Origin of the sequence: Xanthomonas sp. DAR33341, from assembly GCF_003992815.1 — a bacterium.
GTDB classification, from domain to species: Bacteria; Pseudomonadota; Gammaproteobacteria; order Xanthomonadales; family Xanthomonadaceae; genus Xanthomonas; species Xanthomonas cissicola.
In genome coordinates this window covers 150,125-177,083 of record NZ_QEYV01000030.1, presented here as the reverse complement: position 1 = coordinate 177,083, position 26,959 = coordinate 150,125, and the positions used below count along the sequence as shown (strand labels likewise).

Genomic DNA, 26,959 nt, shown 5'->3' with positions numbered 1-26,959 from the left:
TCAAGACAAGGAGCCTTGCGCATGCGTTTTTCATCGCCCCGCTATACCCTCTCGCTCGCCGTCGCTGCCGCGCTGCTGGCACCTGACGGCCGCACGCAGACCGCCCCGCCTGCATCAGGCAATCAAGAGGCCACCACGCTGGATGCGGTTATCGTCAGCGGCACCGCGCGCTTCAAGGGCTTGGCCAAGCGCGACGCCAGTTTCTCGATCACCACGGCCAGCCCGGAGCAGATCCAGCAAGCGGTGCCGCAAAGCACTGCCGACCTGCTCAAGATCGTGCCTGGCGTATGGGCCGAGCCCAGCGGTGGCGGCACCGGCGCTAACATCTTCGTGCGCGGCATGCCGTCGGAAGGCGATGCGCCGTTCGTGACCATGCAACTGGATGGCTCGCCGCTGTTTCCGCCGCCGACCTTGTCGTTCCTGGAGAATTCCACGCTATTCCGCGTCGATGACACTGTCGAACGCATGGAAGTGCTGCGTGGCGGCTCCAGTCCGATCTTCTCCAATGGTCAGCCCGGCTTGACCGTCAATTTCATCCAGAAGAAAGGCCAGGACGAACCCGAAGGCAGCGTGCGCCTGACCGGCGGCAACAACGCATTGCGCCGCATCGATGTGTTCAACAGCGGGCCGATGGGCAATGGTTGGTACTACAGCGTGGGCGGCTTCTTCCGCGAAACCGACGGCGTCCGCGACCCGCAGTTCTCCGCCGACAAGGGCGGCCAGTTCAGCGCCACGTTGAGCAAGCGTTGGGACAGCGGCGAGCTGTCGCTCTACGCGCGCCACACCGACGATAACAACGCGTTCTACACCGCGATCCCGTTGCTCTCGCGCAACAACGGCAACGATCTTTCCAGTTTCCCCGGCCTGAACGCGCAGACCGGCACCCTGCTCGGCCGCGACTTCCGCAATGTGGATCTGTTGGTCGGACCCAACGGCCAGACGCTGCGGCGCGATCTGGCCGACGGGCGCGGCGTCAACATCGACGTGTTCGGCGGCGAGTGGAATTGGGAGAGCGGCGGCTGGACCGTTGCCGACCGCTTCAACGTGATCAGCGGCAGCGCGCCGACCTACGCGCTCTTTACCGGCGATGCGCCGCAACGCCTGGGCGATGTCATTGCCGGTTACGGCAGCGGCGGCAGCGCCAGCTACACCAATGGCGGGGGCGCGGTGGACCCTAACCAGCAGGTACTCGAAGCCGGTTGGTGGTCGGTGGACAAGCGCCTGAATTCCTTTACCAACGACCTGCGTCTGAGCCGCGAGCTGTTTGCCGGCAATACGCTGACCGTAGGCGCCTATTACGCCAAGTATTCGTCCGCCGATACCTGGTACCTGGGCAACACCATGCTGCTCACTGCGCAAAACAACGCGCGCCGCATCGATGTGGCGTTGGACGATGGCCGCCAGGCCACCCGCCAGGGTTTCACCAGTACCGCGTTCTTGAACCTGCGCGCCAAGTACGACGGCGAAAACATCGCAGCCTTCGTTGCCGACGAGTGGGAGCTGAGCGAACGCCTGCGCCTGGACCTGGGCGCACGCTACGAGCGCCAGAGCGTCACCGGCGATGTGCACGACACCACGACCGTGGATCTGGATGGCAACCCGGCCACGTTGTACGACAACACCACCTCGCTGGCGCTGGCAACCACCCGGCGCATCGATCAGGACGATGAAGCGTTCTCGTGGACAGCCGGCCTGAACTTCACGCTGGACCAGAACAACAGCCTGTTTGCGCGGGTCAATTCCGGGGTGAAGTTTCCCGGCTTCGACAACCTGCGCGATGGGCAGGACCGCGTGCAGGACGTGGATCAATACGAGCTGGGTTTGAAGTCCGGGACGAGCGCCTACGACCTGTATCTCACCGCGTTCTACAACACCTTCAGGAACTCGCCGTTCCAGGCGTTCCTGGCCAATGGCGAGAACTTCACCGCCGTGGGCGATTCGCGCGCACGCGGCCTGGAAGTGGAAGGTGCAATCCGGCCGTTCGGCGGGTTCGAGCTGGCTGGCACCGGAGTGTGGCTGGACGCCAAGTACCGCAATTATCGCGAATTCACCGGCAACCAAGTGATGCGCCAACCCAAGCGCCAGTTCCGCATCACGCCTAGCTATTACTGGATGCTGCCGTTCGGCGACCTCAAGGTGTTTGCCACCTATTCGTACATCGGCGAGCGCTTTGCGGACCTGGCCAACAGCCAGCGCCTGCCCTCGTACGACATGCTGGATGTCGGCGCCAACCTGCATGTGGGCGAACATTGGGAAGTGACGGCCAGCGGCAGCAACGTCACCGACACGCTGGGCCTGACCGAAGGCAACGTGCGCGTGCCTGGCGCAGCCACCGGTGGTGTCTTCATGGGCCGCCCCATCGCCGGCCGGCAGTACCAGATGTCGGTGGCGTACCGCTGGTAGTTCGCCGTCACACCCTGAGCCGCGCAGCAGCCCAGACTGCTGCGCGGAACTTCGCTACCGCATGCGTCGATGCGCAGCCTGGCGACACCGGCATGCCCGGCGTTGCCAGACGCTGCGGGCGCCATGCGTCTGCCACGCGCGACAGACGGTGCAATACCGTGATGACGGGGGCGGAGGCGAACAAAACCGCACGCGAAGCACAACGACGCATCGTGATCGCTTATTTCGATCGAAATGACCGCCACTGCCAAGTTTTCTGCAATTTTCGTCGGCAGAACTTCGCATGCAAGGCATCACCCGACACGCCCGTCGTAAATTGCGCGATGTGTCACGAAGATGTCGTCGCTGGCATGCCTTGCAGACAATGCTGTCCCCATTTGTAATCCAGGCGTTCTTGGTGCAGACGCATCGACAACATCGGCTGCGTCGACACGCACAGGGGAGCCGACGCAGGACCTGACCGCAGCGTCCGTCGGCAGAAATGCGCTTGGTAACTCAACTGGGATAAACGCACATGGCTCTTTTTGCTGCCTCTTTTGCATCGATGTCGCACGCCCCGGGCATCGACACGCGGCATCTGGCTGCCTGCGGTGCGGCTCTGCTTGCAGATCGCGTTGCCTGACGGGCTTTCCGGATCCGGCTGGTATCTGCCGGGTCCTTCACTCGCATTCCTCTTTCGGCTCCACCAACACCGGCTTCACAGGCGCGAGCTTCGTGGAGTGGAGCAGTTGCAAGGGCCGATCGCGCGGTTGGCCTGACGGAGGACTGCGTCACTCGACGGCGCCCACCATTCGACTGGAATCAAACGGAATGAACTCTCTTCGCAGGCGACCTCTCGCGCTGTTGATAGCGGTCCTCCTGACCGGCGGCACGCCGCTGTCGGTACTTGCTGCCACCCAGGCAACGGCTGCCACCACCCCGGCCACTACCAGCGCCAAAGCGAAAGCCACAGGCAACGACCCATTACTGCGGTACCAGTGGCATATCTCCAACCAGGGGCAGGCCGTGATCGGCGACAGCCGTCCGGTCGCTGGCGTGGACATGGATGTGGACATCCTGCATGCCCTGGACATTCGCGGCCGCGGCGTGCGGGTCGGCGTGGTGGACGATGGGCTGGAATTGGGCCATGAAGATCTGGCAGACAACATCCTGCCAAACGGGTCGCACAATTTCGGCGACGGGTCGCACGACACCACGCCGATCGACCCGGGTAACGGGCACGGGACGTCCGTCGCCGGCATCATCGGTGCGGTGGGCTGGAATGGCCGCGGCGGACGCGGCGTGGCGCCAGAAGTGCAGCTGGCAGGATTCGACTTTCTTGCGCGCGATTCTTCGGTCACCGATGCCAGCATCAGGTATGCATGGGGCGATGGCCCGGAAGCACGCAATATCGATGTCTTCAACAACAGCTGGGGGTCGGTTGCCCCGTTCTACTTTGATTTTTCTGTGGAGGACCAGCGCACCTGGCAAGCATTGATGGGTTCGACACGTGGCGGCCTTGGCGGCATTTATGTCAAATCCGCTGGCAATAGCTTCCTGCGCTTCCTAGAGCCCGACGAGAACGGAAACCCCGTCAATGTCTGCAGCGAACAATCGCGCGCATTTCAGGTCGGCTGCTCGCTGGCCAACATCGATCCCTTCGCAAATCTGCCCGGAACCATTGTCGTGGCCAGCCTGAATGCCAAGGGCACCCGTGCCTCGTATTCGTCCACAGGCTCTGCGTTGTGGGTTTCCGGTCTTGGCGGCGAGTTCGGCCGTCAACGCAAGTTCTATCCCGACGCAGCGTCCACCTTTTTCCCGGATTCGGCGCCCTATGCCTACGATCCGGCGATTGTCACCACCGATCTCAGCGGCTGCACAGCGGGCGAAAACGTCGAAGATCCCGACGTGGTCTACAACGCATTGGATGGCAGCAAGTCGAAGATCGATGCGTCGTGCAACTACAACGCGATCATGAACGGGACATCGGCCGCAGCGCCTACCGTGTCTGGCGTGGCTGCGTTGATCCTCAGTGCCAATGCGAGCCTGAGCGCACGCGACGTCAAATATATTCTTGCGACAACCGCGCGCCAGATCGACCCATGGCAGCCGCGGGTGGTCTACCAGGGCAGCGTGATCGATCCGGGCTGGATCACCAACGCAGCCGGGCACCGTTTCAGCAATTGGTACGGCTTCGGTCTGGCCGATGCCGCGGCCGCGGTCTACAAGGCGCGCTATTTCACACCGCTGCCGCCCATGCGCGATACCCAGTGGGTCAGCTCCACCGATGCGGCCAGCCAGATCGGTGGCCCGGCGCGCCCGGGCAAGCTGCGCATCCGTGTGCAGCAGGCGATGAAGGTGGAAGCGGTGCAGCTGTCGCTGCAGTCGGCGCACAAGACGCCGTCCAACCTGCGTGTGGTGCTGGTGTCCCCGAGCGGGACGCGCAGCGTCGTCGCCACGCCGTTTTCCGTCCTGGATCCGGCTGCTTATGCGCAGACGGGGTTCTATATCGACCTGACCTCCAGCAATGCGTTTCTGGACGAGAAATCACGCGGCATCTGGACCCTGGAAGTGACCGACATGACCGATCCTAGGAGCACTGTCGCACTCAACGCTTTCAAACTTCGCATCGTGGGGCACTGATATGAAACCGACGATTCTTGCTTGCCTGCTGACGCTATCACTCGCCGCAACCGGTGCTGCCCAGGCAGCGCAATACATGGACGCCAAGACCCTGCGTGCGGCAGCGACCGGCGTGCGTTTCAAGTCCGGGCAGGACATGTTCCGCATGCTGCCGGGCACAGTGGTGAGCGAGCACACGCCGCCACGCAACGCGACATCAGCGCAGCGATCGGCAGCCAAAGCCGGCATTACCGGTGCAGTGTCCCCCGGCGACAAGGTCGCCGCGCGCATCGGGCCGTATGCGGTCGTACTGGATGCGCCTGCGGGTGCTGCGCGCAGTCTTGCCACCGACGCCGAACGCCCCATCGCCGCTGCGGTGAATGAGCGCAACGGTCGTGTCGTGCTGGTCAACCCGCAGGTGAAGCTCACCGGCACGACGCCCGCCGCTGCGAAATCGCTGGCTGCCAGCACCGGCGGAACCATTGCCTACGCCTCGACGGTGGACGGCAGCGCGGTGATCACCTATGCATCGGTGGAACAGGCCCAGCGTGCACTCCCCGGCCTGCAGCGCAGCAGCGGCGTCGCGCAGGCGGCGCTGGTGGTCATGCAGGCGGTCATGCAACCGATGTAAATAGACCGGCCGCAGGCTGATCCCTGCGGCCATTCCACGTCGGGCGGCATGCAGGCCCATTTGGCCGACACCTGCATCTGCGTGCGCCCCATTACCGATACCATCCCATGACAACCTCTCCCCTGCGGCGATTGCCGCTGCTGTGCGCGTGCCTACTGGCGCTCGGACCCTTCTCGCTGACCGCCGATGCTGCGGCAACCGGTGTCGATGCATCGATCAGGACGACGCAGAACACACGCAATGCCAGCGACCCGTTGTTCCGCTACCAATGGCATCTGCTCAATCAAGGCCAGCCGGTGTTTGGCGACCAACGTCCGCGGCCAGGCGTCGATCTGGATGTGGACATCCTGCACACGCTCGGCATTCGCGGAGCCGGAGTCAAGGTGGCGGTCATCGATGATGGGCTCGAGATTGCGCATGAGGATCTCGTCGACAACATCGTTGCCGGCGGCTCGCATAACTTCTTGAATGGTTCCAACGATCCGACGCCGCCTGCGGACGAAATCGACAATGACCACGGCACCGCGGTCGCCGGCATCATCGCGGCACGTGGATGGAATGGTCTGGGTGGACGCGGTGTTGCACCAGAGGCGAATGTGGCTGGCTTCAACGCACTTTCCATACTCGATGGCAGCAAGCAATACGTGGATATCCGTTACTCCTGGGGCGATGGTGCAGAAGCTCGTGCGATGGACGTGTACAACAACAGCTTCGGCATCTCGACAGCGGTCTATCCATTCAGCGATCTCGACGAGCAGCGCTCTCTGGAGAAACTGATGCGTGCCCAGCGTGGTGGCAAGGGCGGCATCTACGTCAAGGCAGCTGGCAATGATTTCAATACGCTGCTCGATGTGGATGCACAGGGCAAGCTGATCGATCGTTGCAGCGACCAGACCCGGCAACTCGGCGTCGCCTGCAGCAGCGCCAATATCGACAACCTCAACAGTCTGACCACCATGATCGTGGTGGGTGCGGTCAACGCCAACGGCGTGCGTGCGAGCTATTCATCGCCCGGATCCGCGTTGTGGGTGTCCGGTCTCTCCGGCGAATTTGGGTTCCAGCGTCGCTTCGACCCGCATCCTGAGACTTACAGTCCGTTGTATACACTGCTCGCTGCGCAGGGCCCGCAACCATTCTTCTCACCGGCGATCGTCACGACCGACCTGAGTGGATGCGCTGCAGGCAATAATCGCGATCGCACGCGCGCGCCGCAGAATGCGCTGGATACCAGCCACTCCAAAATCGATGCCTCGTGCAACTACAGCGCACGCATGAATGGCACCTCCGCCTCCGCACCAACGGTTGCAGGCGTCGCGGCGCTGATGCTGGGCGCCAACCCGCAGCTGACGCTGCGCGATGTCAAATACATCCTGGCAACGACGGCGGTGCAGGTCGATCCCCATCAGGCCAAGGCGTTCTACAAGGACGCCGTGATCGAGCCCGCCTGGATCACCAACGCGGCCGGCCACCGTTTCAGCAACTGGTATGGCTTCGGTTTGGTGGATGCAGCCGCGGCGGTGGAGCGTGCGATGCATTTCACTCCGCTGCCGGCGATGCAAGACACCGAGTGGACCGTCTATGACGGCAAGAGCAGCACCATCGGCGGTATCGGCTCGCCTGCGCGATTAGCGATCGACGTCAAGCAGTCCTTCAAGGTGGAAGGCGTACAGCTGTACTTCGCAGGGACGCACAAGCATCCTCGCCAACTGCGCGCCGTGCTGGTATCGCCCAGCGGCACCCGCAGCACCGTGATGACGCCGTTCTCCACGCTCGACCCGGGTGATGGCTTCGTGGTCTTCCTGACCTCCAGCAATGCCTTCCTTGACGAGGCGGCAGCCGGTCGCTGGACACTGGAGGTGGACGACATGCTCGCCGACAACGGCAAGGAACAACTGCAGGAATTCGAAATGCGCGTGGTGGGCCACTGACATGAAAACTTCTCTGATCACACTGCTGTGCGTCGTTGCCGCCAGCATGTCTGCACCCGTCTCGGCACAGGTGTTCGATCGCGCCCGCCTGCATGCTGCCGCAACCGGGCAGACCGTTGTGGTGGACCGGGCCAGCTTCCGGCTGATTCCAGGAGCAGTGGTACGGCTGGCCGACGCCACGCGCGGCGCTGCAGCCACGCAAACGCTAACAAGCACGCAGACACGCACCAACGCACCGGTTGCCCGCGTCGATCGCTACGCGATCTATCTCGACACCAGCGGCGCGGCGGACGCGGTCGCGCGCACCACGCGCAGCGAACCATCGGCGACCGTCGTGGCCGCGCTGGAAACGCGTAGCGGCCAGCCGGCATTGCTCGGTGCTTCGATCAAATTGTTCGATACCACGCCAGCCATCGCGCGTGCACTGGCCACGCGTACGGGCGGCAGGTTGCTCTATGCCTCCGCCACCGACGGCAGCGCGATGATCGGCTACGACTCGGCGATGACGGCATTGGACAATTGCCGCCAGCTGCAAGACAGCAACGGCGTGGGAGCGATCAAGCCGGAAGTGATCGTCCCGGCGGCACGGCCGTTGTGACGCGGCTGCTCTAGAACCGCCGCAGCCACGCGTGCCACGCTGCTGCATTGGTCGCAGCGTGGCGCGTTGGCGCAGCCCGCCTCACAGCGGCAGTGGGCTGCGTTCTGCAAACTGCCCGCGCCAATAGGGATAGTAGGGGTACGGCGGCTCCACTGCGCTGGCCTGATCCAGGCGGGCACGCTGGTCATCGGTCAACGACCAACCCACCGCACCGAGGTTTTCGCGCAGCTGCACCTCGTCGCGTGCGCCAATCAGCACTGTGCTCACGGTCGGCCGCTGCAGCAGCCAGTTGATGGCGATCTGCGGCACGCTGCGGCCGGTCTCTGCGGCAACGGCATCGAGCGCCTCGACGATGTCGAACAAGCGCGCATCGTCGATCGCCGGGCCGGCCGCGGCAGTGGCATGCAGACGGCTGTGTTGCGGCAACGGCTGGCCGCGCCGCAGCTTGCCGGTCAGCCGCCCCCAACCGAGCGGGCTCCACACCACCGCACCGATGCCTTGGTCGATACCCAGCGGCATCAGCTCCCACTCGTAGTCGCGCCCGGCCAGCGAGTAATACGTCTGGTTGGCGACGAAGCGGTTCCAGCCATGCGCATCGGCGACCGCCTGCGACTTCATCAGCTGCCAACCGGAATAATTGGAAGCGCCCAGGTAGCGCACCTTGCCCGCGCGCACCAAGCCATCGAGCGTGGACAGGGTTTCTTCCATCGGCGTCATCGCATCGAAGGCGTGCAGCTGCAGCAGATCGATGTAGTCGGTGCGCAAGCGTCGCAAGCAGGCCTCCACCGCACGCAGCAAGCGAAAGCGCGACGCGCCGGCATCGTTGGGGCCATCGCCCAGGCGCAGGCCGGTCTTGGTCGAGAGGATCACCTGATCGCGGCGGCCTTGCAGCGCCTGGCCGAGGATGTCTTCGGACGCGCCATCGGAATACACATCTGCAGTATCGAACAGGTTGAGCCCTGCATCCAGGCACAGGTCGATCATGCGCCGCGCCTGCGCCACATCGGTGTCGCCCCATGCAGAAAACAGCGGCCCCTTGCCGCCGAACGTGCCGGCACCCAGGCCAAGCACGGGCACCTTGAAACCGGAACGGCCGAGTAGACGGGTTTCCATCGAAGAAGTCCTTGCAACGTTGAATGGAAGATGCGCTGCGTTATCGTTGGCCGCTAGCGCCTGTGGCGTGTTGATGGCGAAACCAGCGTCGATGCACATCGAGAGCCGCCTGACGCGCACTGCGCCAGCGTGGCCAATGACCAGTGGGTACTCGACTCACCCCATCTGCGTACAGGCCAGTGGCGCAGCCGCGCGGCGTCGTTGCAACTGCACGCTCCACAGCGCGATACCCAGCCCGACGGCACTCAACAGCGCGGCCACCCAGGGCGTTGCGACCAGGCCCGCCTGCGTGGCGATCACCACACCACCCAGCCATGCGCCCAGCGCATTGCCCAGGTTGAAGGCGGCGATATTGAGGCTAGAGGCCAGGTTCTGGCCGGCGCCGCGCGCGTGTTCCAGCACGCGCAACTGCAGTGGCGCCACGGTGGCGAAGGCAGCCACGCCCAGTAGCCCGACAAAGGTCACCATGGCGGCCTTGCTGTGCAGGACGCATCCCAGTGCGCCCAGCACGACTACCAGGGCCGCCAGGCTGCCCAGCAGGGCCGCGGTGGGGCGACGGTCCGCCAGCCGCCCACCGAGCAGATTGCCGACGATCATGCCCACGCCGAACACCAGCAGCACCGGCGACACCGCCGATTGCGCAAAGCCGGTGACCTGCAGCAGCAGCGGCTGGATGTAGGTGAACACGGCGAACACGCCGGCGTAGCCCACCACCGTGATCGCCAGCGCCAGCAGCACCTGCCCACGCTGCAACACCGCCACTTCCTGCCGCCACGACACCGGCGTGGCAGCACCTGCCGCGGCCGGCACCCACACCGCGACCGCGGCAGTGGCCAGCGCGCCGATCGCAGCCACCGCCCAGAAGGTCGCGCGCCAACCCAGTTGCAGCCCCAGCCAGGCACCGGCCGGCACCCCGAGCAAGGTGGCCACGGTCAGCCCGGCGAACATCAGCGAGATGGCCGATGCACGGCGTTCGGCCGGCACCAGCGACGTCGCCACCACGGCGCCGACGCCGAAAAACGTGCCGTGGGCCAGCGACGTCAGCACCCGCGCAACCATCAGGCTGGTGTAGTCCGGCGCCAGCGCGCAGGCCACGTTGCCGACCGTGAAGATCAGCATCAGACCGACCAGCACCGCCTTGCGCGGCAGGCGTGCGCTGGCCAGGGTCAGCACCGGCGCACCGACGAACACACCCAGCGCATAACCGCTGATCAACAGGCCCGCCGCGCTGAGCGAAACGCCCAGATCCGCGGCTACCTGCTGCAGCAGCCCCATGATCACGAACTCGGTCGTGCCAATGCCGAAGGCACCGATGGTCAGTGCCAGCAACGCCGGCGGAAAGCGCGACGAACGCGCAGAGGTGAGGTTGGACATGGGCAGGGGCCAGGGAGGACTGCGCACAGCCTGCGCCCTGCGTTTACTTGCAAAAACCCCTGCTATGCTGATTCACTTTCAATCAATCATTGAGAATCGCATGGACCGTCTTGGCGACATTGCCCTGTTCCTGCGCGTGCTCGACCTGGGCTCGATCACCGCGGGCGCGCGCAGCCTGGATCTGTCGGTGGCGGTGGCCAGCCAGCGTCTCAAGCGCCTGGAACGCGAGCTGGGCGTGCGCCTGCTGCATCGAACCACGCGCCGCCTGCATCCCACTGCCGAAGGGCAGCGGCTGGCCGAGCGTGGCCGCGTGCTGGTGGAAGATCTGGACGCGCTGGCCGAGGATCTGCGCGAAAGCGCGCACGATGTGGGTGGCGTGCTGCGCATGACCATGTCCGCCTCATTCGGGCGGCAATACGTATCGCCGCTGCTGCCGGAATTCCAGGCCCGCCATCCGCGCCTGCGCATCAGCGCGCACCTCAGCGACGACCTGGTGGACCTGGTCAAACAGGGCTTCGATCTGGCGATCCGGATCGGCCCACTGGAGGACTCCGGGCTGGTGGCCCGGCGTATCGCCGACAACCGCCGTACCCTGGCGGCCTCGCCCGCCTATCTGCAGCGTCACGGCACGCCGCGCACGCCGGACGAGCTTGCACAGCACGCCGGCGTGTTGCTGATGGGCCGTGACGGCCGCCAGGACGTGTGGACACTGCAAACGCCCGACGGCGGGCTGGTGCGCGTGCGCATGCAGAGCCGCTTCGAAAGCAACTTCGGCGAACTGGTGCGCGACGCCGTGGTCGCCGGTCAGGGCATCGCGGTGCATTCGTATTGGCACATCGCCGACGAATTGCGCAGCGGCCGCCTGGTCCACGTCATGCCCGATTACCCGCCACCGGCCTCGCAGATCAGCGCAGTGATGCCGGCGCGCCAGTTGCAACCGCCGCGCGTGCGCGCGTTCGTGGATTTCCTGCAGGAGCGGCTAGGCGAGCAGCCGCCTTGGGAACTGGCGACATAGCGCCCGCTGCCGTGCGGATGGCCCCGCGGCGAGACGCGCGCGCCTGTGCTGGACGCCGGGGTACGTGGAGGTCTGCGGCATGCCAGCCATCATTGGAAAGACGGCATCGATGCGTTGTACGCGGCGTCTCATGCGCGCCCACTGCACGACTGGCTGGCAGCCCGAACGCGCAGCCTTCAACCGCATGACGGGCTGGCCAGCTGTTACATCGGCTCTCAGCATCACCGTGCACGACCACAAGCTGAGGCCGGCTGCGTGCGAACCGTCGAGGCAATCGCTGCCCCGGATCAACGTCCGCCGCGCAGCAGGCGTTTGTGCAGGCTACGCCGCTACGCGGCGCTCAATAGATGTCCATGCGTCCGCAACAGCCCCAGGATCTGCAGATGGGCCTGCGCGGTACGCCGTGCCAATTCGGTGGCGGCAGCGGCTTGGAGCCGCTTCCACTCGGCGGGGCTGGTCGGCGTTGGAAAGCTGGAACGTTTTGCGGGCATGGCAGCAGGCGGATGCGAGAGACCTCGCCATGATACGGCCGGTCCGTGATCGCCCTATCGGGCCGATGCGCAGTTCACGCGCAGGCGGCCACGACTGCTGCGCGCTTTCCAGCGGGCGCAAGCCCGCGACCCGCGCAGCGGACCTTGCCGCCCGTACCACCTGCACTCTTGTACGATCGGTGCCTTCGCGGCTGGACCGCATTGCACCGTCGACGGGTTTTTGCATGTCTTCGCTGACCGAGTTGAGCACGATATTGCTGCGTCATGCGCCTGGCGACGGCATGCATCCCACGCAGATCGCCGGGTTGCAGATCATGCGTAGCGCATCGCCGACCGTAGCCATGCCCACTGTCTACACACCCATGCTGTGCCTGGTGGCGCAAGGCCGCAAGCAGGCAATGCTCGGCGCGCAGGCGTACTTCTATCACCCGCAGATGTACCTGGTGGCGTCGGTGGATCTGCCCATCGTCGGCTCGGTAATCGAAGCCAGCGGCGCGCAACCGTATCTATGCTTCTGCCTGGACCTGGACACCGCGGTGCTCAGCGAGCTGGCGATCAACCATCCGGAACTGGTGGACACGCAGCGCGATGCGGCATCGGCCGGGCTGTTACTCAATCGCAGCACGCCGCAGTTGCAGGACGCGGCGCTACGGCTGGCGCGCCTGCTCGATCAACCGCATGAAATTGCCGCGCTCGCGCCCTTGATCGTGCGCGAACTGCTGTACCGCCTGATGGCCGACCCGGCCAATGCGGCGGTGCGCCAGATGGCCATCGCCGACAGCCGGCTCAACCAGATTTCCAGGGCCATCGTGTGGTTGCGCGAACACTATGCGCAGCGCTTCAGCATCGAGCAGATCGCCGATCTCTCGGCGATGAGCCGCTCCACCTTCCATGCGCATTTCAAGGCGGTGACCACGATGACGCCGCTGGACTACCGTTCGCAGCTGCGCGTGCACGAAGCACGCCGCCTGATGGTGGCCGATGCGCTGACCGCTGCCGACGCCGGCTTCCGGGTTGGTTACGAGAGCGCGTCGCAGTTCAGCCGCGACTACGCACGCATTCTCGGCATCTCGCCTGCGCGCGATGCGCAACGGCTGCGTGCCAACGCGCAGGACGCCACCGAAGCGGCGTGAGGTCTGCCATGCTCAGCACGGGCCGCACAGCGGCCCCTGCAATCCGCCGCCGCGTTCGCTCGCGCTGAGACGGCACCATCGCCGCGCCAGCATCGGCATCGGCATCGCAGCTGTCTACTCCGCTGCATACTGCGCCTCGCTCACCTGCTCCAACCAGGTGACGGGCGCACCGTCCTGCGATTCGGCGACGGCGATATGCGTCATCGCCACGTTGGCATTGGCGCCGTGCCAATGCTTGACGCCGGGCGGAATCCACACGATATCGCCCGGGCGGATCTGCTGCGCCGGCTTGCCCCACTCCTGCACGCGCCCGGCGCCGGCTGTGACGATCAGCGTCTGGCCCAGCGGATGGGTATGCCATGCGGTGCGCGCGCCCGGCTCGAAGGTGACGGTGGCGCCGCCGACGCGTGCCGGTGCGTCGGCCTGGAGCGGTGCGTCGATGCGCACCTTGCCGGTGAAATACTCGGCCGACCCCACTGCCGACGGCGCCCCACCCGCCTTGCTCACCCTGATCGGTCTCGCGGCCTCATCAGGAACCACGGCGGCCATCATCGACAACGACATTGCGGTCGCGAACAGATTCATTGCAGTGCTCCTTGATTCGAGTGTTCGAACTGTAGCGCGCTTGCCTGAGGCCACTAACCGGCTAACCGCGCATGCTCCTAGAAACACGGCGCATCAATCCCGCAGCGCCGCGGAGTGCCTGCTGCTGCATTGAAGCCATCACGCACACTCGCGCATGATGCAGCCGCATGAATGGCATGCCTGACGCGGGCATTGGTGGCAATGGCACGGGAAAATCTCAATGACCTGCAGGTGTTCGTCACGGTAGCGCGCGAAGGCAGCTTCACCCGTGCCGCCGCGCAATTGGGCCTCTCGCAGTCGGCACTCAGCCACACCGTGCGCGCACTGGAGACGCGGCTGGGCATTCGCCTGTTGACCCGCACCACGCGCAGCGTGGCGATGACCGAAGCCGGGGCACGCCTGTTCGAAACCGTGGCACCGCGCCTGGAAGAGATCGACGCGCAGTTGTCCGCGCTCACCGACTTCCGCGACAAGCCGGCCGGCACCATCCGCATCACCACCGCCGGCCATGCCGCCGATGCCTACATCTGGCCGGCATTGTCGAAGGTGCTGCCAGACTACCCGGACCTCAAGGTCGAACTGACCGTCGACTACGGCTTGGCCGACATCGTTGCCGAACGCTACGACATCGGCATCCGGCTCGGCGATCAGGTCGCCAAGGACATGATCGCGGTACCGATCAGCCCGATGCAGCGCATGGCTGTGGTGGCAGTGCCGGGGTATTTCGTGCACCACACCATCCCGGCAGTACCAGCCGATCTGGCGCAGCACAACTGCATCGGTTTACGCCTGCCCACCCACGGCGGTTTGCTGCCGTGGGATTTCGACAAGGACGGGCGCGAGGTGAAAGTGCGCGTGGACGGGCAATGGACCTTCAACGGCAGCAGCGCCATCCTGCGCGCCGCACTGGCAGGCGGCGGCCTCGCGTTTCTGCCGGAGACCATGGTGCTGGAGCACGTGGCCGCCGGCCGGCTGCGCCGCGTGCTGGAAGACTGGTGCGAGCCGTTTGCAGGCTATTACGCCTACTACCCCAGCCGCCGCCAATCCTCCAGCGCGCTCAAGGTCGTGATCGATGCATTGCGGCACGATCTGGTGCGTTGACCACGCTCGTACAGAGCCTGCCCGGGCGCGATGACGCGTGCGGCAGGCATGACCGCTGACGTTATTTGCCGACCAGTTTCTGCCGCTCCGGGCTGTAACGCGCACCGACAATCGCCACCGCATCCAGCGCCTGCTGGATACGCGCAAGCTCCTCGCTACTCAAGGTCAATGCAGCACCGCGCAGATTTTCGTCGAGGCGATGCAGCTTGGTGGTGCCGGGAATCGGCACGATCCATGGTTTGCGCGACAGCAACCACGCCAACGCCACCTGCGCCGGCGTGGCGGCCTTGTCGGCTGCAATGGCCTGGATGCGTTCGACCAGCGCCTGATTGGCCTGCCGCGCCTCGGCAGCGAACCGCGGCACCTGATTGCGGAAATCGTCGGCGGAAAATTGCGTGTCGGCCCGGATGGCACCGGTCAAAAATCCCTTGCCGAGCGGACTGAATGGCACAAAGCCGATCCCGAGTTCTTCCAGCGTTGGCAGCACACTGGTTTCCGGCTCGCGCCACCATAGCGAGTACTCGCTCTGCACTGCGGTCACCGGCTGCACCGCGTGTGCGCGCCGGATGGTATCGGCGGACGCTTCGGACAAGCCGAAATGCATCACTTTGCCTTCGGCGATCAAGTCCTTGACCGTGCTCGCCACTTCTTCGATCGGCACCGCCGGGTCCACGCGATGTTGATAGAACAGGTCGATACGGTCGGTCTTCAGACGCGTCAGGCTGGCCTCGGCCACCGCACGGATGCGTTCGGGACGGCTGTCCAGCCCGGCGTCGGCTTGCCCCTCCTTGAAGCCGAACTTGGTCGCAATCACCAGCGTCTCGCGCTGCGCCGACAGCGCTTCACCCAGCAACGTCTCGTTGGCGAAGGGCCCGTAAGCCTCGGCCGTATCGAAGAAGGTGACGCCGCGCTCCACTGCCGCATGCAGCAAGGCGACGGCCTGCTTGTGCGCAGTCGCCGGCCCGTAGCCATAACTCAGGCCCATGCAGCCCAGCCCCAGCGCAGACACACGTAATCCGCTGTTTCCCAACTGTCGTGTTTGCATCGTTTGCTCCCGCGGCAACGGCCGCATCGAATGAGTCCGCCGCAGACAACAACACCGCTGCAGCACCGATGCGCCACGATAGTCCGGTGCCGCAGGCGCATTGCACAGCGGGCGACGCTAAGCCTTATGAGCGACCCTCATCAAAGCGCAGGCTGACCGTAGGATCTGCGCACGAGACGACGACGGCGCCCTACCGACGCCAGCCATCCAGCGCGCCGCCCTGCTGCCGCAACTAGAACCCGCTGGGCACCTCACGCTTGCGATCCGCCTCAACCAGTGCAGATGCGGGACGATACGCCCGCAGGAACAATGCCACCGCGCCGCTTACATACGCATCCAGCTGCACCGATTGCGCCTCTGGCGCATCGCCGCGCGCGGCAGCGGTAGCCGGCCGCCCGGTCATCAACCCAAAGAAATGCACCGATGCATCGGGCACGTTGTCGATCACCAATGCCCCGCGTTGCACCTCGCGCGCCAACAACGTGCGCATCATGGTGTCGTAGCGCTCGAAGCACAGCGTCCACATTTCCTCGCGCATCTGGCTAGGCAGCAGTGGCGGGCGTACCAGGCCATACGCGGCATCCTCCCGCATGCTGCTGGCAGACACGCGCAGCACTGCATCGGCCACCGCAGCCAGACGTTGCTCCAACGGCCCCTGCAGCGCCAGCAGGGCCGTCCAGCGATTGGGCGAGGCCTGCGCCAGCGCTTCCAGGGTGGTGCGGAACAGCACCTCCTTGGACGCGAAATGCGCATACACCGTGGCCTTGGATACCATCGCACGCTCGGCGATGGTGTCCATGCTGGTCCTGTCGAAGCCGTGCTGTTGAAACAGCACGCGTGCCGCCGCCAGGATGGCGCCACGCTTGTCGTGTGGCGCACGTGCAATGGGCGGCGCGTCATCATCCACGCGGCGGCTCCGCTGCTGGGCTCGCGACGGCAGTGGGCGCGGCGGTTTGCAGCCAGCCACCGCCCATGGCCTTGTAGAACGTCACCAGGTTGGTGAAGCGCGACAGCTGGGTGTTGATCAAGGTCTGCTGCGCGCTGTACAGCGAACGCTGCGCATCCAGCGCCTGCAGATAGCTGTCGATGCCCCGTTCGAAACGCGCCTGCGACAGCCGGTAGCTATCGGCAGTGGCATCCACCAGCGCTTGCTGGGCCTGTAGTTGCCTGCCCAGCGTGTCGCGCTGCGCCAACGCGTCGGAGACCTCGCGGAACGCGCTTTGGATCGACTTTTCGTAGCGCGCCACTTCGATATCGCGGTTGGCCTTGGCCATGTCCAGATTGGCGCGATTGCGCCCGGCATTGAAGATCGGCAAGGTCAGCGTGGGCACGAAGCTCCAGGCACGCGTGCCGGCATCGAACAACCTGGACAGGCTACTGCTGGACGAACCGGTCGATGCGGTCAGGCTGATGCTGGGGAAGAACGCCGCCCGCGCCGCCCCGATATTGGCGTTGGCTGCACGCAAGTTGCGCTCGGCTTCCAGAATGTCGGGGCGACGTTGCAGCAACTGCGACGGCAAGCCGGCCGGCACGCTGGCCAACACATTGCCTTCCACGCTGGCGTTGTCGGGCAGTGCATGCGGCAGCAATTCCACCGGTACCGACGTGCCGACCAGCAGCACCAGGGCGTTGCGATCCTGCGCCACTTGGGCGGTGTAGCGCTCCACGTCCACGCGTGCGGTTTCCACCGTGGTCTGCGCCTGACGCAAGGTCAGTTGCGAGGCCACGCCCAGTTCGAAGCTGCGCTGCTGCAGGCGATAACTGTCGCTCTGACTAGTCAGGGTGGATTGCGCCAGCTGCAGCAACTGCTGGTCGGCCGCCAAGGTCAGATAGGCGGTGGCCACTTCTGCCACCAGACTGATATGCGTACTGCGGCGCGCCTCGGCGGTGGACAGGAATTGCTGCAATGCCTGTTCCTTCAGGCTGCGCACGCGCCCGAACAGGTCCAGCTCATAGGCACTGATGCCGATGTTGGCGCTGTAGGTGCGGAACACCTGCGGCTGGCCGGGAATGGCCAGCTCCGACGGCGTGCGCGCATTGTTGGCGGTACCGGTGCCATCGATCGCGGGCAGCAACGCGGCGCGGTCCACCCGATATTGCGCGCGTGCCACCTCGATATTGAGCGCGGCCACGCGCAGGTCGCGGTTATTGTCCAGTGCCAGCGCAATCACCTGCTGCAGCGTCGGGTCGGTGAAGACCTGGCGCCAGCCGATATCGGCAATATAGGCCGTGTCGGCGTTGTTGCCGGTATCGGCAGTGGCAGCGGCAGCCGGAGGGGCTACCGACACGTCGGTGCCGGCAAATTGCGCTGGCACCGGTGCGTCGGGCCGCGTGTAGCGCGGCATCAGCGTGCAACCGGAAAGCACGCTGGCCACGCCAAGCGCGCAGAGTGTCGTGCGAATCGTGGTCATGTCAGTGTCCTGTCGGTTGCGGTGCGGGCGAAGCAGGCTGTGGACGGCGCTGGAACAGGCCACACACCAGCACGAAGAACAGCGGCACGAAGAAGATCGCCAGCACCGTGCCGGAGACCATGCCGCCGATCACGGCCGTGCCCAGCGCGTGCTGCGCGCCGGCGCCGGCGCCACTGGTCAACACCAGCGGCACCACGCCGAGGATGAAGGCCAACGAGGTCATCAGGATCGGTCGCAAACGCATGCGCGCCGCTTCCAGTGCTGCAGCCACCAGGCTCTTGCCGCCTTCGTGCAACTCCCTTGCGAACTCCACGATCAAGATCGCGTTCTTCGATGCCAGGCCAATGGTGGTGAGCAAGCCCACCTGGAAGTACACGTCGTTCATTTTCCAGGTCAGCATGGCTGCCAGCAACGTGCCGAACACGCCCAGCGGCACCACCAGAATCACCGAGAACGGAATCGCCCAGCTTTCGTACAACGCGGCCAGGCACAGGAACACGATCAGGATCGAGACGCTGTACAACAGCCCGGTCTGGCCGGACGAGGCTTTTTCCTGCCGCGACAATCCGGTCCACTCGAAGCCGATGCCCGGGGGCAGCTTGGCGGCTGCGGCTTCGACGATCTGCATCGCCTCGCCGCTGGAGGCCGCACCCGGCAACGCCATGCCCAGGATCTCCATCGACGGCACGCTGTTGTAACGCTCCAGGCGCGGCGAACCGGATTGCCAGCTTGCCGTGGCGAAGGCGTTGAATGGCACCATGGCGCCGGCGCTGTTGCGCACGAACCAATGGTCGATGTCCTGTGGGTTCATGCGGTATGGCGCATCGGCCTGCAGCATCACCTTCTTGACCCGGCCCTTGTCGATGAAGTCGTTGACGTAGGTGCTGCCCCACGCGCTGGAGAAGGTGTCGTTGATGTCGGAGATCGACACGCCCATCGCCTGTGCCTTATGCGGGTCGATTTCCAGCTTGAATTCCGGCGTGTCTTCCTGCCCATTCGGGCGTACCGCCACCAGACGCTTGTCCTGGGACAGTTCGGCCAACAATTGATTACGCGCCTGCATCAACGCGGCGTGACCCAGATTGGCGCGGTCCTGCAGCATCAGATCGAAGCCGGTGGCATTGCCCAACTCCGACACCGCAGGCGGTGCGAACGCAAACACCTTGGCATCGCGGATACCGGAAAAAAATGCCCCGGCCTTGGCCGCCACGTCGGTGACGCTCTGGCCCTTACCGGTGCGCTCGTCCCAAGGCCGCAACTTGACGAAGGCAAAGCCCACGTTCTGGCCGCTACCGGCAAAACTGAAACCGGTCACGGCGAAGACACCGGCAACAGACTCCTTCTGATCGACCAGGAAATGATGCTCCACCTGCTTGAGCACATCGCTGGTGCGCGCATTGGTGGCACCGGGCGGCAACTGCACCAGCACGAACAAGGTGCCCTGGTCTTCGTCCGGCAGGAATCCCACCGGCAATTTCATGAACCCGAACACCACCAAGGCCAGCAACGCGGCGTAGGCGAGCATGTAGCGCCAGCCCTTGCCAAGCATGTGCCGCACCACGCCCTGGTAGCCGGTGTTGCCGCGATCGAACAGGCGGTTGAACCAACCGAAGAACCCGGTGGTCGCCAGGCCATGGCCCTTGTGGACCGGCTTGAGCAAGGTGGCGCACAAGGCCGGGGTCAGGATCATCGCCACCAGCACCGACAAGGTCATGGCCGAGACAATCGTGATCGAGAACTGCCGGTAGATCACGCCGGTGGAGCCGCTGAAAAACGCCATCGGGACGAACACCGCCGCCAGCACCAGCGCCACGCCGATCAATGCACCGGAAATCTGGTCCATCGATTTACGCGTGGCGTCCTTGGGCGATAACTGCTCCTCGCCCATCACGCGTTCGACGTTTTCCACCACCACGATCGCATCGTCCACCAGCAAACCGATCGCCAGCACCATCGCGAACATGGTCAAGGTATTGATGGTGAAGCCGAACGCCGCAAGCACACCGAAGGTGCCCAGCAGCACCACCGGCACCGCAATGGTCGGGATCAGGGTGGCGCGGAAGTTCTGCAGGAACAGGTACATCACCAGGAACACCAGCACCACCGCTTCCACCAGCGTGTGTACCACCTGCTCGATGGAGATGCGCACGAACGGGGTGGTGTCGTACGGCTTTTGCACCTTCATGCCGGGCGGGAAGAACCTTTCCTGCTCTTCCAGGCTTTTATCGATCGCGCGCACCGTATCCAGCGCATTGGCCCCGGTCGCCAGCTTGATCGCCAGACCGGCCGCCGGCTTGCCGTTGTAACGGCCCACCGTGTTGTAGCTTTCGCTGCCCAGCTCGATGCGCGCCACATCGCGCAAGCGCACCTGCGAGCCATCGGACTGCGTGCGCAGCAGGATATTCTCGAATTGCTCGGCGGTCTTCAGCCGGGTCTGGGCAGTGATGGTGGCGTTGAGCTGCTGGTTGGCCAGCGCCGGCAATGCGCCCAACTGGCCGGCGGAAATCTGCGCGTTCTGTGCCTGGATCGCGTTGCGCACATCCACGGGCGTGAGGCTGAAATTGCTCAACTTGTTGGGGTCCATCCACACCCGCATCGCGTACTGCGAACCGAACAAGGTGGTGTCGCCCACGCCTTCGAGGCGGCTGATGGTTTCCTGCACGTTGGCAGCCACGTAATCGGACAGGTCCGAATCGCTCATGCTGCCGTCTTCGGACGTAAAGGCCAGCACGTTGAGGAAGTTGGTGGCCGACTTGGTCACCGTGACGCCCTGCTGCTGCACTTCCTGCGGCAACAACGGCGTGGCCAGCGACAACTTGTTCTGCACCTGCACCTGCGCGGTGTCGGGGTCGGTGCCGTTTTCGAAAGTCAGGGTGATGGTCACCGCCCCGCTGGATTCGCTGGTGGACGCCATGTAGCTGAGGTGATCCAGCCCCTTCATCTTCTGCTCGATGACCTGGGTGACGGTGTCTTCCAGCGTCTGCGCCGAGGCGCCCGGGTAGTTGGCGGTGATGGCGACAGCCGGCGGTGCGATGGCGGGGTATTGCGCAATCGGCAAGGTGGCGATGGAGAGGATGCCGGCCAGCATCACGATGATGGCCAACACCCAGGCGAAGATCGGACGATCGATAAAGAAACGTGCCATGACGTGATCCCGCCTCTAGTTGGCCGCACGCGGTGCGGTCGGGGCGGAAGGACCGGCAGCATTCCCGGCGGCGGGCGTGGCCTTGGGCTGCCACGGCACGGTCTTGACCACGATGCCATCGCGTGCGCGCGACGCGCCTTCGACGACCACTTGCTCGCCGGGCTTCAGGCCGCTGCGCACCAGCCACTGGTCGCCCACCTCACGGTCGGTTTCCAGCGCACGCAACTGCAGCTTGTGGTTGGCGCCGACGACAAAGGCGGTGGGTTTGCCGGCGCCGTTGCGCGACACCGCCTGCTGCGGCACCAGCACGCCCTGCTCCTTGACGCCTTCCTGCAGCACCGCGCGCACGTACATGCCCGGCAACAGCTCGGCGTTCGGATTGGGGAAGACCGCGCGCAGGGTGATCGAGCCGGTGTTCTGGTCGACTGTCACGTCGGAGAACGCCAGGTGCCCCTGCAGCGGGTAGGTGCTCCCATCTTCCAGCAGCAGCGATACCTTGGCCGCACCGTCGCCGGCTTGTTCCAGATCGCCGCGTGCCATCGCCTGCCGGAGGCGCAACACCGCACTGCTGGGCTGGGTGACGTCGATGTAGATCGGGTCCAGCTGCTGGATGGTGGTCAGCGCGGTGGCCTGGTTGGCGGTCACCAGCGCACCCGGGGTCACGCTGGAGCGGCCGATGCGTCCGGAGATCGGTGCGTCAAGCCGCGCAAACGCCAGGTTGATGCGCGCGGTCTCCACGCTCGCCTTGCCGGCTGCCACGTCGGCCTTGGCCTGGCCTAGCGCGGCATCGGTGTCGTCGCCTTCCTGCTGGCTGATCGCTTTGATCTGCGCCAGCTCCTTGTAGCGCTCGGCCTTGAGCTGCGCGGTGCGCAGGGTCGCCTCGGCCTTGGCAAGGGATGCCTGCGCGCTGGCATAGCTGGCGCGGTACTGGGCCGGATCGATCTGGTACAGGGTCTGACCAGCCTTGACGTCGCCGCCTTCGGTGAACTGGCGCGACTGGACGATGCCTCCCACTTGCGGGCGAATTTCGGAGATCAGGTATGGGACGGTGCGCCCCGGCAACTCGGTAGTGAGCGTCACCGGTTGCTGCTTCACGGTCAGCACGCCCATTTCCGGGGTGCCTTCCTGTGGCGGCGGGCCTCCCGGCGGGCTGCCGCAGGCGCTGAGCAAGGCGGTGGCGGCAACGGCAACAGCAAGCAACGACAGGCGAAACGAGGCATGAGGACGCACGGGCAGTCTCCAACGGGAGGTGTGATGATTAAATCTAAACGGTACGGTTTGGTATACTAATAAGCGCATCCAGAGCCGTCAAGCATTTCTACCCAGTCGGTATACTTATGAATTATTGGGAGAACCTGATGCGGGTCAGAACAGAAGAAAAGCGCGAGGCCATCGTCCAGGCGGCCAGCGAGGTCTTCCTCGAGCTGGGCTTCGAAGGCGCGTCGATGTCGCAGATCGCCGCCCGCGTGGGCGGCTCCAAGCGCACGCTGTACGGCTATTTTCCGTCAAAGGAAGAGCTGTTCGTGGCCGTCGCCAGGGACATGTCGGACCGCTATTTCGACCCGTTGCTGCATGCGCTTTCGCAAAGCAGCGGCCCGGTCGATGAGGCGCTGCAGCGCTTCGGCGAGGATGTGCTGACGTTCCTGTGCGCCCCGCCCAATATCACCAGCTGGCAGACCATCATCGGGGTATCCGGCAGATCTGCGGTCGGCGCGCTGTATTTCAGTGCCGGCCAGGAGGAAGGCATACAACGCTTCGCCGAATACCTGCAGGCACAGGTGGACTGCGGCCTGCTCCACTGCGAAGACACCCTGCTTGCCGCCCACCAGTACGCTGGCTTGCTGGAATCGGAAACCTTGATGCCCTGCCTGTTTGGCGCACTCAAGGACCCCACGCCCGAGTTCCTGCGCGAAGCGACGCGACGTGCGGTGCAGACGTTTCTGGCCGCATACGGCGGCAAGGCAGGCAAAGCGGCGTGACGTCGGTTGCGACTTCACTGCATTGCTGCGCGACGACGCGCAGTGCGCGCGTACAGACGCCAAGCCTGCGGTCCACTCGGGCGTCTACCCTACCCCGCCGCGTCGGTGGCTTGAACGCAGCATCCTCATCACCGCATGACGCAACCAGGCAGCGATGCTGCGCTGCGCGCTCAGCGCAGGAATGCTGCTGCGGCGATTGAACGGTGTTGCGACCGCGTGTCAACACCTTGCCATCCCACGCATGCTGTCACCCGGGCATTGCGCCACGAGCGCCTTGAAACAGGTGGTGCTCTACGCACGACCTGGCAGTCGATTACTCCGCCACTGCGCATTTCGCGCACAGGCCGTGCACTTCCAGCGTCTGTGCCTGCGGCTGGAAACCGAGCGCCTTGGCGCGGGCTTCCAGTTGCGACACGACGTCGCGATCTTCCAGTTCCACCGCGCTGTGGCAACGGTCGCAGATCAGGAACGGCACAGAGTGCTGGGCGCTGTTGGGGTGGTGGCAGGCGACGAAGGCATTGACCGATTCGAGCTTGTGCACGAAGCCGTTGGCCATCAGGAAATCCAGCGCGCGATACACCGTAGGCGGTGCGTCGGCGCCGACGCCCTTGCCTTCGCGCACCCAGTCCAGCAATTCGTAGGCCTTGACCGGTTTGCCGGCGTCGGCGATCAGCCGCAGCACGTTCGCGCGGATCGGCGTCAGCCGCAGGCCGCGTTCGCTGCAGGCACGCTCCACCGCGCGCACGAAGCCGTTGGCGTCGTCGACGTGGTGATGCGGTGCAGTGCAGGCGAGGTCTGGTGCGTGGGTGTGCTTGGTCATACAGGCTCCGGCGTCAGGCCGCTCCAATCTTGATGAGTGCCGCATCGATGCGTTTCAAGGCACCCTCGCGTCCGGCCAGGTACACCGTTTGCGAAATGTCCGGGCTGACCTGGGTGCCGGTGATGGCCACGCGCAGCGGCTGGGCGACCTTGCCCATGCCCAGTTCCAGCGCGGCAGCGGCGTCGTGCAGCGCAGCCGAGACGCTCTCCACGCTCCACGCATCCACGGCAGCCAGCAGTTCGCGCGCCTTGCCCAGCGGCACCTCGGCGCCCAGCTTGAGGTGTTTCATCACCGCCGCTTCGTCATAGGTTTCCAGCGGCTGGTACCAGACCACGGCTTTTTCGGCCATTTCCTTCAAGGTCTGCACGCGCTCGCGCAACGCCACAACCACATCGGCGGCGGCCGGGCCGGCGGCGATGTCCACACCGAGCTTGGCAAGCTGGTATTCCAACTGCGGGGCGATGCTGGCCGGGTCGTCGGTCTTCAGATAATGCTGATTGACCCAGCCGAGCTTGGCCATGTCCAGGCGCGCGGCCTTGGAATTGACGTCCTTGACGTCGAACAGGTCCAGCAACTCCCGCTGGGTGAACAGCTCCTGGTCGCCATGCGACCAGCCCAGGCGGGCCAGATAATTGATCAGCGCATGCGGCAGATAGCCGGCATCCTTGTACTGCATGACGTCGGCCGCGCCGGTGCGCTTGGACAGCTTGGCGCCCTGCTCGTCGAGGATCATCGGCATGTGCGCGAACTTGGGCACCGGTGCACCCAGCGCTTCATAGATATTGATCTGGCGCGGCGTGTTGTTGATGTGGTCGTCGCCGCGGATGACCTCGGTGATGCCCATGTCCCAGTCGTCCACCACCACCGCAAAGTTGTAGGTGGGAAACCCGTCCGGGCGGAAGATCACCATGTCGTCGAGCTCGCTGTTGGCGATCTCGATGCGTCCCTTGATCAGGTCGTCGAACACCACCGTACCGCCGACGGGATTCTTGAAGCGGATCACGCGATTGGGGTCGTCGCGATACGGCAGGTTCTGCTCGCGGGCAGCGCCGTTGTAACGCGGCTTTTCCTGTTTGGCCATGGCGGCCTCGCGCATTGCGTCGAGTTCCTCGCGGGTTTCGTAGGCGTAATACGCCTTGCCCTGCGCGAGCAATTGCTCGGCGACTTCTTGATAGCGGGCAACGCGCTGGGTCTGGTAGATCGGGCCTTCGTCGTAACCCAGGCCCAGCCAGTCCATCGCTTCCAGGATGGCGTCGATCGCTTCCTGCGTGCTGCGCTCGCGGTCGGTGTCCTCGATGCGCAGCACGAACTGGCCGCCGCGGTGGCGTGCCTCCAGCCAGCAATACAAGGCGGTGCGGGCGCCGCCGATATGCAGGTAACCGGTGGGGCTGGGAGCGAAACGGGTGCGGCAGGTCATGGAGCGCTCGGCAAAACGGGAGTCGCCCGATTTTACCTTGCGCAGCGTGGCCCTGCCCGGCCCGTGGCTCAGCGGTTGCGCAGCAAGTCGCCGTACACCACGCAATCGCCGCCGCTGCGTGCCGTGCCCGGAGCGTCGTACAGCACCAGCCAGGTGGGAATCTTGCCGGCCAGGTGTCTGGGCAGGTTGCAGATGGCCTCGGCGCGGTCGCAGTCCTTGCCATGCGGCAGCACTGCCGATTCCAGCAGGTCGTGCTGAAAGCGCACCGGTGCGCGGTTGGCGGCCAGCACGGTGCGCGCATCCGGCCATTTGAACAGGCGGATTTCGCCGTTCAGGACCATCGTCGGCCCGGCCAGCAGGTACAGATCGTCGCCGGAATAATGCAGGTCGCGTACGCCCAGCCCGCCCAGTTGCAGGAAGTGCTTGCGCAGCAGGGTGCCGTCCTCGTCCAGCGGGACCAGGCGCAGGTGGTCGCCGTGGGCTTGCACCTGGATCTCCAGCAGTGCCGTCCAGCCACGCAGCACCGGCCCGCGCAGCCCCAGTAGCAAGCGCTGGCCATCGACCACGATGCCTTCGATATCGAAGCCGTTGTCCTTGCCGGGGATCTTCAGGAACGGACCGAAATGCGGGTCGTCGGCCAGCAGGTCGGTGAGCTGGTTGTGCTTGGCGTCGCCCTTGAGCCGCAGCGCACGGCGGCCGTCGGCCGCTTCGCGTACCAGCTGCGGGGTGCCGTCTTGCGCATAGTCGATGGGCAGGCAGGCCAACAGGCGGCGATTGGCATCGAGCTTCAACTTTGTCAGGCGTTTGGCGTTTTCGGCGTCGTCGCGGCCGCGCTTGGCGTTCTTGCGTTTGCTGCCGTGCGAACCGATGACCCACAAAAATCCGTCCGACAGGCCCATACCTTCCAGGTCCGCCTCCTCGCCGTCTTCTCCCGGCAGATCGAGCAGGTTCGCCAACGCAAAGCTCTGCCCCTGGCCGAAGCGCAGCGCCTCCCGCTGTACGGGGTCGAGCTTGCGCAGCCGGTCTACCGCGCAGGCTTCGTCGCCGGCCACCCACAGCCAATCGTCGGTGAAGGCGGCGCCGGACAGATTGCTGTGCACCAGCGCACCGGGCGCGAATTCAAGCCGGACGCTATGCGGAATCAGGGTTTTCTTGGCCATGGGTACCTG

21 protein-coding genes are annotated in these 26,959 nt (G+C 65.0%); 9 read left to right on the top strand and 12 right to left on the bottom strand.

Annotation, left to right across the window (positions count from 1 at the left end):
* Positions 1-21: 21 nt before the first annotated feature.
* From EO156_RS15455 to EO156_RS15435, 5 genes are all read left to right on the top strand, one after another.
* Positions 22-2,403, top strand: coding sequence for a TonB-dependent receptor (locus EO156_RS15455; RefSeq protein WP_029829240.1), 2,382 nt, complete (start codon positions 22-24; stop codon positions 2,401-2,403).
* 843 nt (positions 2,404-3,246) lie between these two features.
* Positions 3,247-5,025 (top strand): S8 family peptidase, encoded by a 1,779-nt coding sequence (locus tag EO156_RS15450; protein WP_016849318.1) that lies wholly within the window; start codon positions 3,247-3,249, stop codon positions 5,023-5,025.
* 1 nt (position 5,026) lies between these two features.
* Positions 5,027-5,635, top strand: a complete 609-nt coding sequence (locus EO156_RS15445; protein ID WP_026006885.1) for a hypothetical protein — start codon at positions 5,027-5,029, stop codon at positions 5,633-5,635.
* 107 nt (positions 5,636-5,742) lie between these two features.
* Complete coding sequence (locus tag EO156_RS15440) at positions 5,743-7,563, top strand: S8 family serine peptidase (protein WP_016849316.1); 1,821 nt, start codon at positions 5,743-5,745, stop codon at positions 7,561-7,563.
* Between the two features lies 1 nt (position 7,564).
* Positions 7,565-8,161: a hypothetical protein gene (locus EO156_RS15435; protein WP_016849315.1), complete on the top strand. Its 597-nt coding sequence runs from the start codon at positions 7,565-7,567 to the stop codon at positions 8,159-8,161.
* 81 nt (positions 8,162-8,242) lie between these two features.
* Here the strand turns inward: EO156_RS15435 and EO156_RS15430 are convergent, their stop codons facing one another.
* Together EO156_RS15430 and EO156_RS15425 are read right to left on the bottom strand one after the other, a co-directional pair.
* Positions 8,243-9,274 carry an aldo/keto reductase gene (locus EO156_RS15430; protein WP_016849314.1) on the bottom strand — a complete coding sequence of 344 codons (1,032 nt, stop codon included), beginning with the start codon at positions 9,272-9,274 and terminating at the stop codon, positions 8,243-8,245.
* 156 nt (positions 9,275-9,430) lie between these two features.
* Entirely contained in the window at positions 9,431-10,648 is a 1,218-nt protein-coding gene (locus tag EO156_RS15425) for an MFS transporter (protein ID WP_029829243.1), read from the bottom strand.
* A 100-nt stretch (positions 10,649-10,748) separates the two neighbouring features.
* Here EO156_RS15425 and EO156_RS15420 point away from each other — a divergent pair, with 100 nt between their 5' ends.
* Positions 10,749-11,663 (top strand): LysR family transcriptional regulator, encoded by a 915-nt coding sequence (locus EO156_RS15420; protein ID WP_003488572.1) that lies wholly within the window; start codon positions 10,749-10,751, stop codon positions 11,661-11,663.
* A gap of 329 nt (positions 11,664-11,992) precedes the next feature.
* Here the strand turns inward: EO156_RS15420 and EO156_RS23990 are convergent, their stop codons facing one another.
* Positions 11,993-12,154 (bottom strand): hypothetical protein, encoded by a 162-nt coding sequence (locus tag EO156_RS23990; RefSeq protein WP_016849209.1) that lies wholly within the window; start codon positions 12,152-12,154, stop codon positions 11,993-11,995.
* A 224-nt stretch (positions 12,155-12,378) separates the two neighbouring features.
* On the opposite strand from EO156_RS23990, the gene EO156_RS15415 reads away from it, so the two are divergent.
* Positions 12,379-13,287 (top strand): AraC family transcriptional regulator, encoded by a 909-nt coding sequence (locus EO156_RS15415; protein ID WP_003488568.1) that lies wholly within the window; start codon positions 12,379-12,381, stop codon positions 13,285-13,287.
* 114 nt (positions 13,288-13,401) lie between these two features.
* Here EO156_RS15415 and EO156_RS15410 read toward each other — a convergent pair whose 3' ends face one another.
* Positions 13,402-13,872, bottom strand: coding sequence for a cupin domain-containing protein (locus EO156_RS15410; RefSeq protein ID WP_016849210.1), 471 nt, complete (start codon positions 13,870-13,872; stop codon positions 13,402-13,404).
* Positions 13,873-14,073: 201 nt separating this feature from the next.
* On the opposite strand from EO156_RS15410, the gene EO156_RS15405 reads away from it, so the two are divergent.
* On the top strand, positions 14,074-14,973 hold the full coding sequence (locus EO156_RS15405) for a LysR family transcriptional regulator (protein WP_005919295.1): 900 nt from the start codon (positions 14,074-14,076) through the stop codon (positions 14,971-14,973).
* A 61-nt stretch (positions 14,974-15,034) separates the two neighbouring features.
* On the opposite strand, the gene EO156_RS15400 is transcribed toward EO156_RS15405, so the two are convergent.
* The 5 genes from EO156_RS15400 to EO156_RS15380 form a co-directional block, all read right to left on the bottom strand.
* Positions 15,035-16,018, bottom strand: a complete 984-nt coding sequence (locus EO156_RS15400) for an aldo/keto reductase (protein ID WP_005912842.1) — start codon at positions 16,016-16,018, stop codon at positions 15,035-15,037.
* 232 nt (positions 16,019-16,250) lie between these two features.
* Entirely contained in the window at positions 16,251-16,925 is a 675-nt protein-coding gene (locus EO156_RS15395; RefSeq protein ID WP_016849213.1) for a TetR/AcrR family transcriptional regulator, read from the bottom strand.
* Positions 16,918-18,429 (bottom strand): efflux transporter outer membrane subunit, encoded by a 1,512-nt coding sequence (locus EO156_RS15390; protein ID WP_016849214.1) that lies wholly within the window; start codon positions 18,427-18,429, stop codon positions 16,918-16,920. Before EO156_RS15390 ends, EO156_RS15395 begins: the two co-directional genes overlap by 8 nt.
* Before the next feature lies 1 nt (position 18,430).
* Positions 18,431-21,574 (bottom strand): efflux RND transporter permease subunit, encoded by a 3,144-nt coding sequence (locus EO156_RS15385; protein ID WP_016849215.1) that lies wholly within the window; start codon positions 21,572-21,574, stop codon positions 18,431-18,433.
* A gap of 15 nt (positions 21,575-21,589) precedes the next feature.
* Positions 21,590-22,804 (bottom strand): efflux RND transporter periplasmic adaptor subunit, encoded by a 1,215-nt coding sequence (locus EO156_RS15380; protein ID WP_016849216.1) that lies wholly within the window; start codon positions 22,802-22,804, stop codon positions 21,590-21,592.
* Between the two features lie 107 nt (positions 22,805-22,911).
* Here EO156_RS15380 and EO156_RS15375 point away from each other — a divergent pair, with 107 nt between their 5' ends.
* Positions 22,912-23,553 carry a TetR/AcrR family transcriptional regulator gene (locus EO156_RS15375; RefSeq protein WP_016849217.1) on the top strand — a complete coding sequence of 214 codons (642 nt, stop codon included), beginning with the start codon at positions 22,912-22,914 and terminating at the stop codon, positions 23,551-23,553.
* Positions 23,554-23,866: 313 nt separating this feature from the next.
* On the opposite strand, the gene EO156_RS15370 is transcribed toward EO156_RS15375, so the two are convergent.
* The 3 genes from EO156_RS15370 to EO156_RS15360 form a co-directional block, all read right to left on the bottom strand.
* A complete protein-coding gene (locus EO156_RS15370; protein WP_005912830.1) occupies positions 23,867-24,373 on the bottom strand; it encodes a transcriptional repressor in 507 nt (168 codons plus the stop codon).
* Between the two features lie 13 nt (positions 24,374-24,386).
* On the bottom strand, positions 24,387-25,790 hold the full coding sequence (gene gltX, locus EO156_RS15365) for a glutamate--tRNA ligase (RefSeq protein ID WP_016849218.1): 1,404 nt from the start codon (positions 25,788-25,790) through the stop codon (positions 24,387-24,389).
* Between the two features lie 68 nt (positions 25,791-25,858).
* The gene (locus EO156_RS15360) at positions 25,859-26,950 is read right to left on the bottom strand and encodes a DUF3616 domain-containing protein (protein ID WP_005912826.1); all 1,092 of its coding nucleotides are present in this window, start codon (positions 26,948-26,950) and stop codon (positions 25,859-25,861) included.
* Positions 26,951-26,959 lie beyond the last annotated feature (9 nt).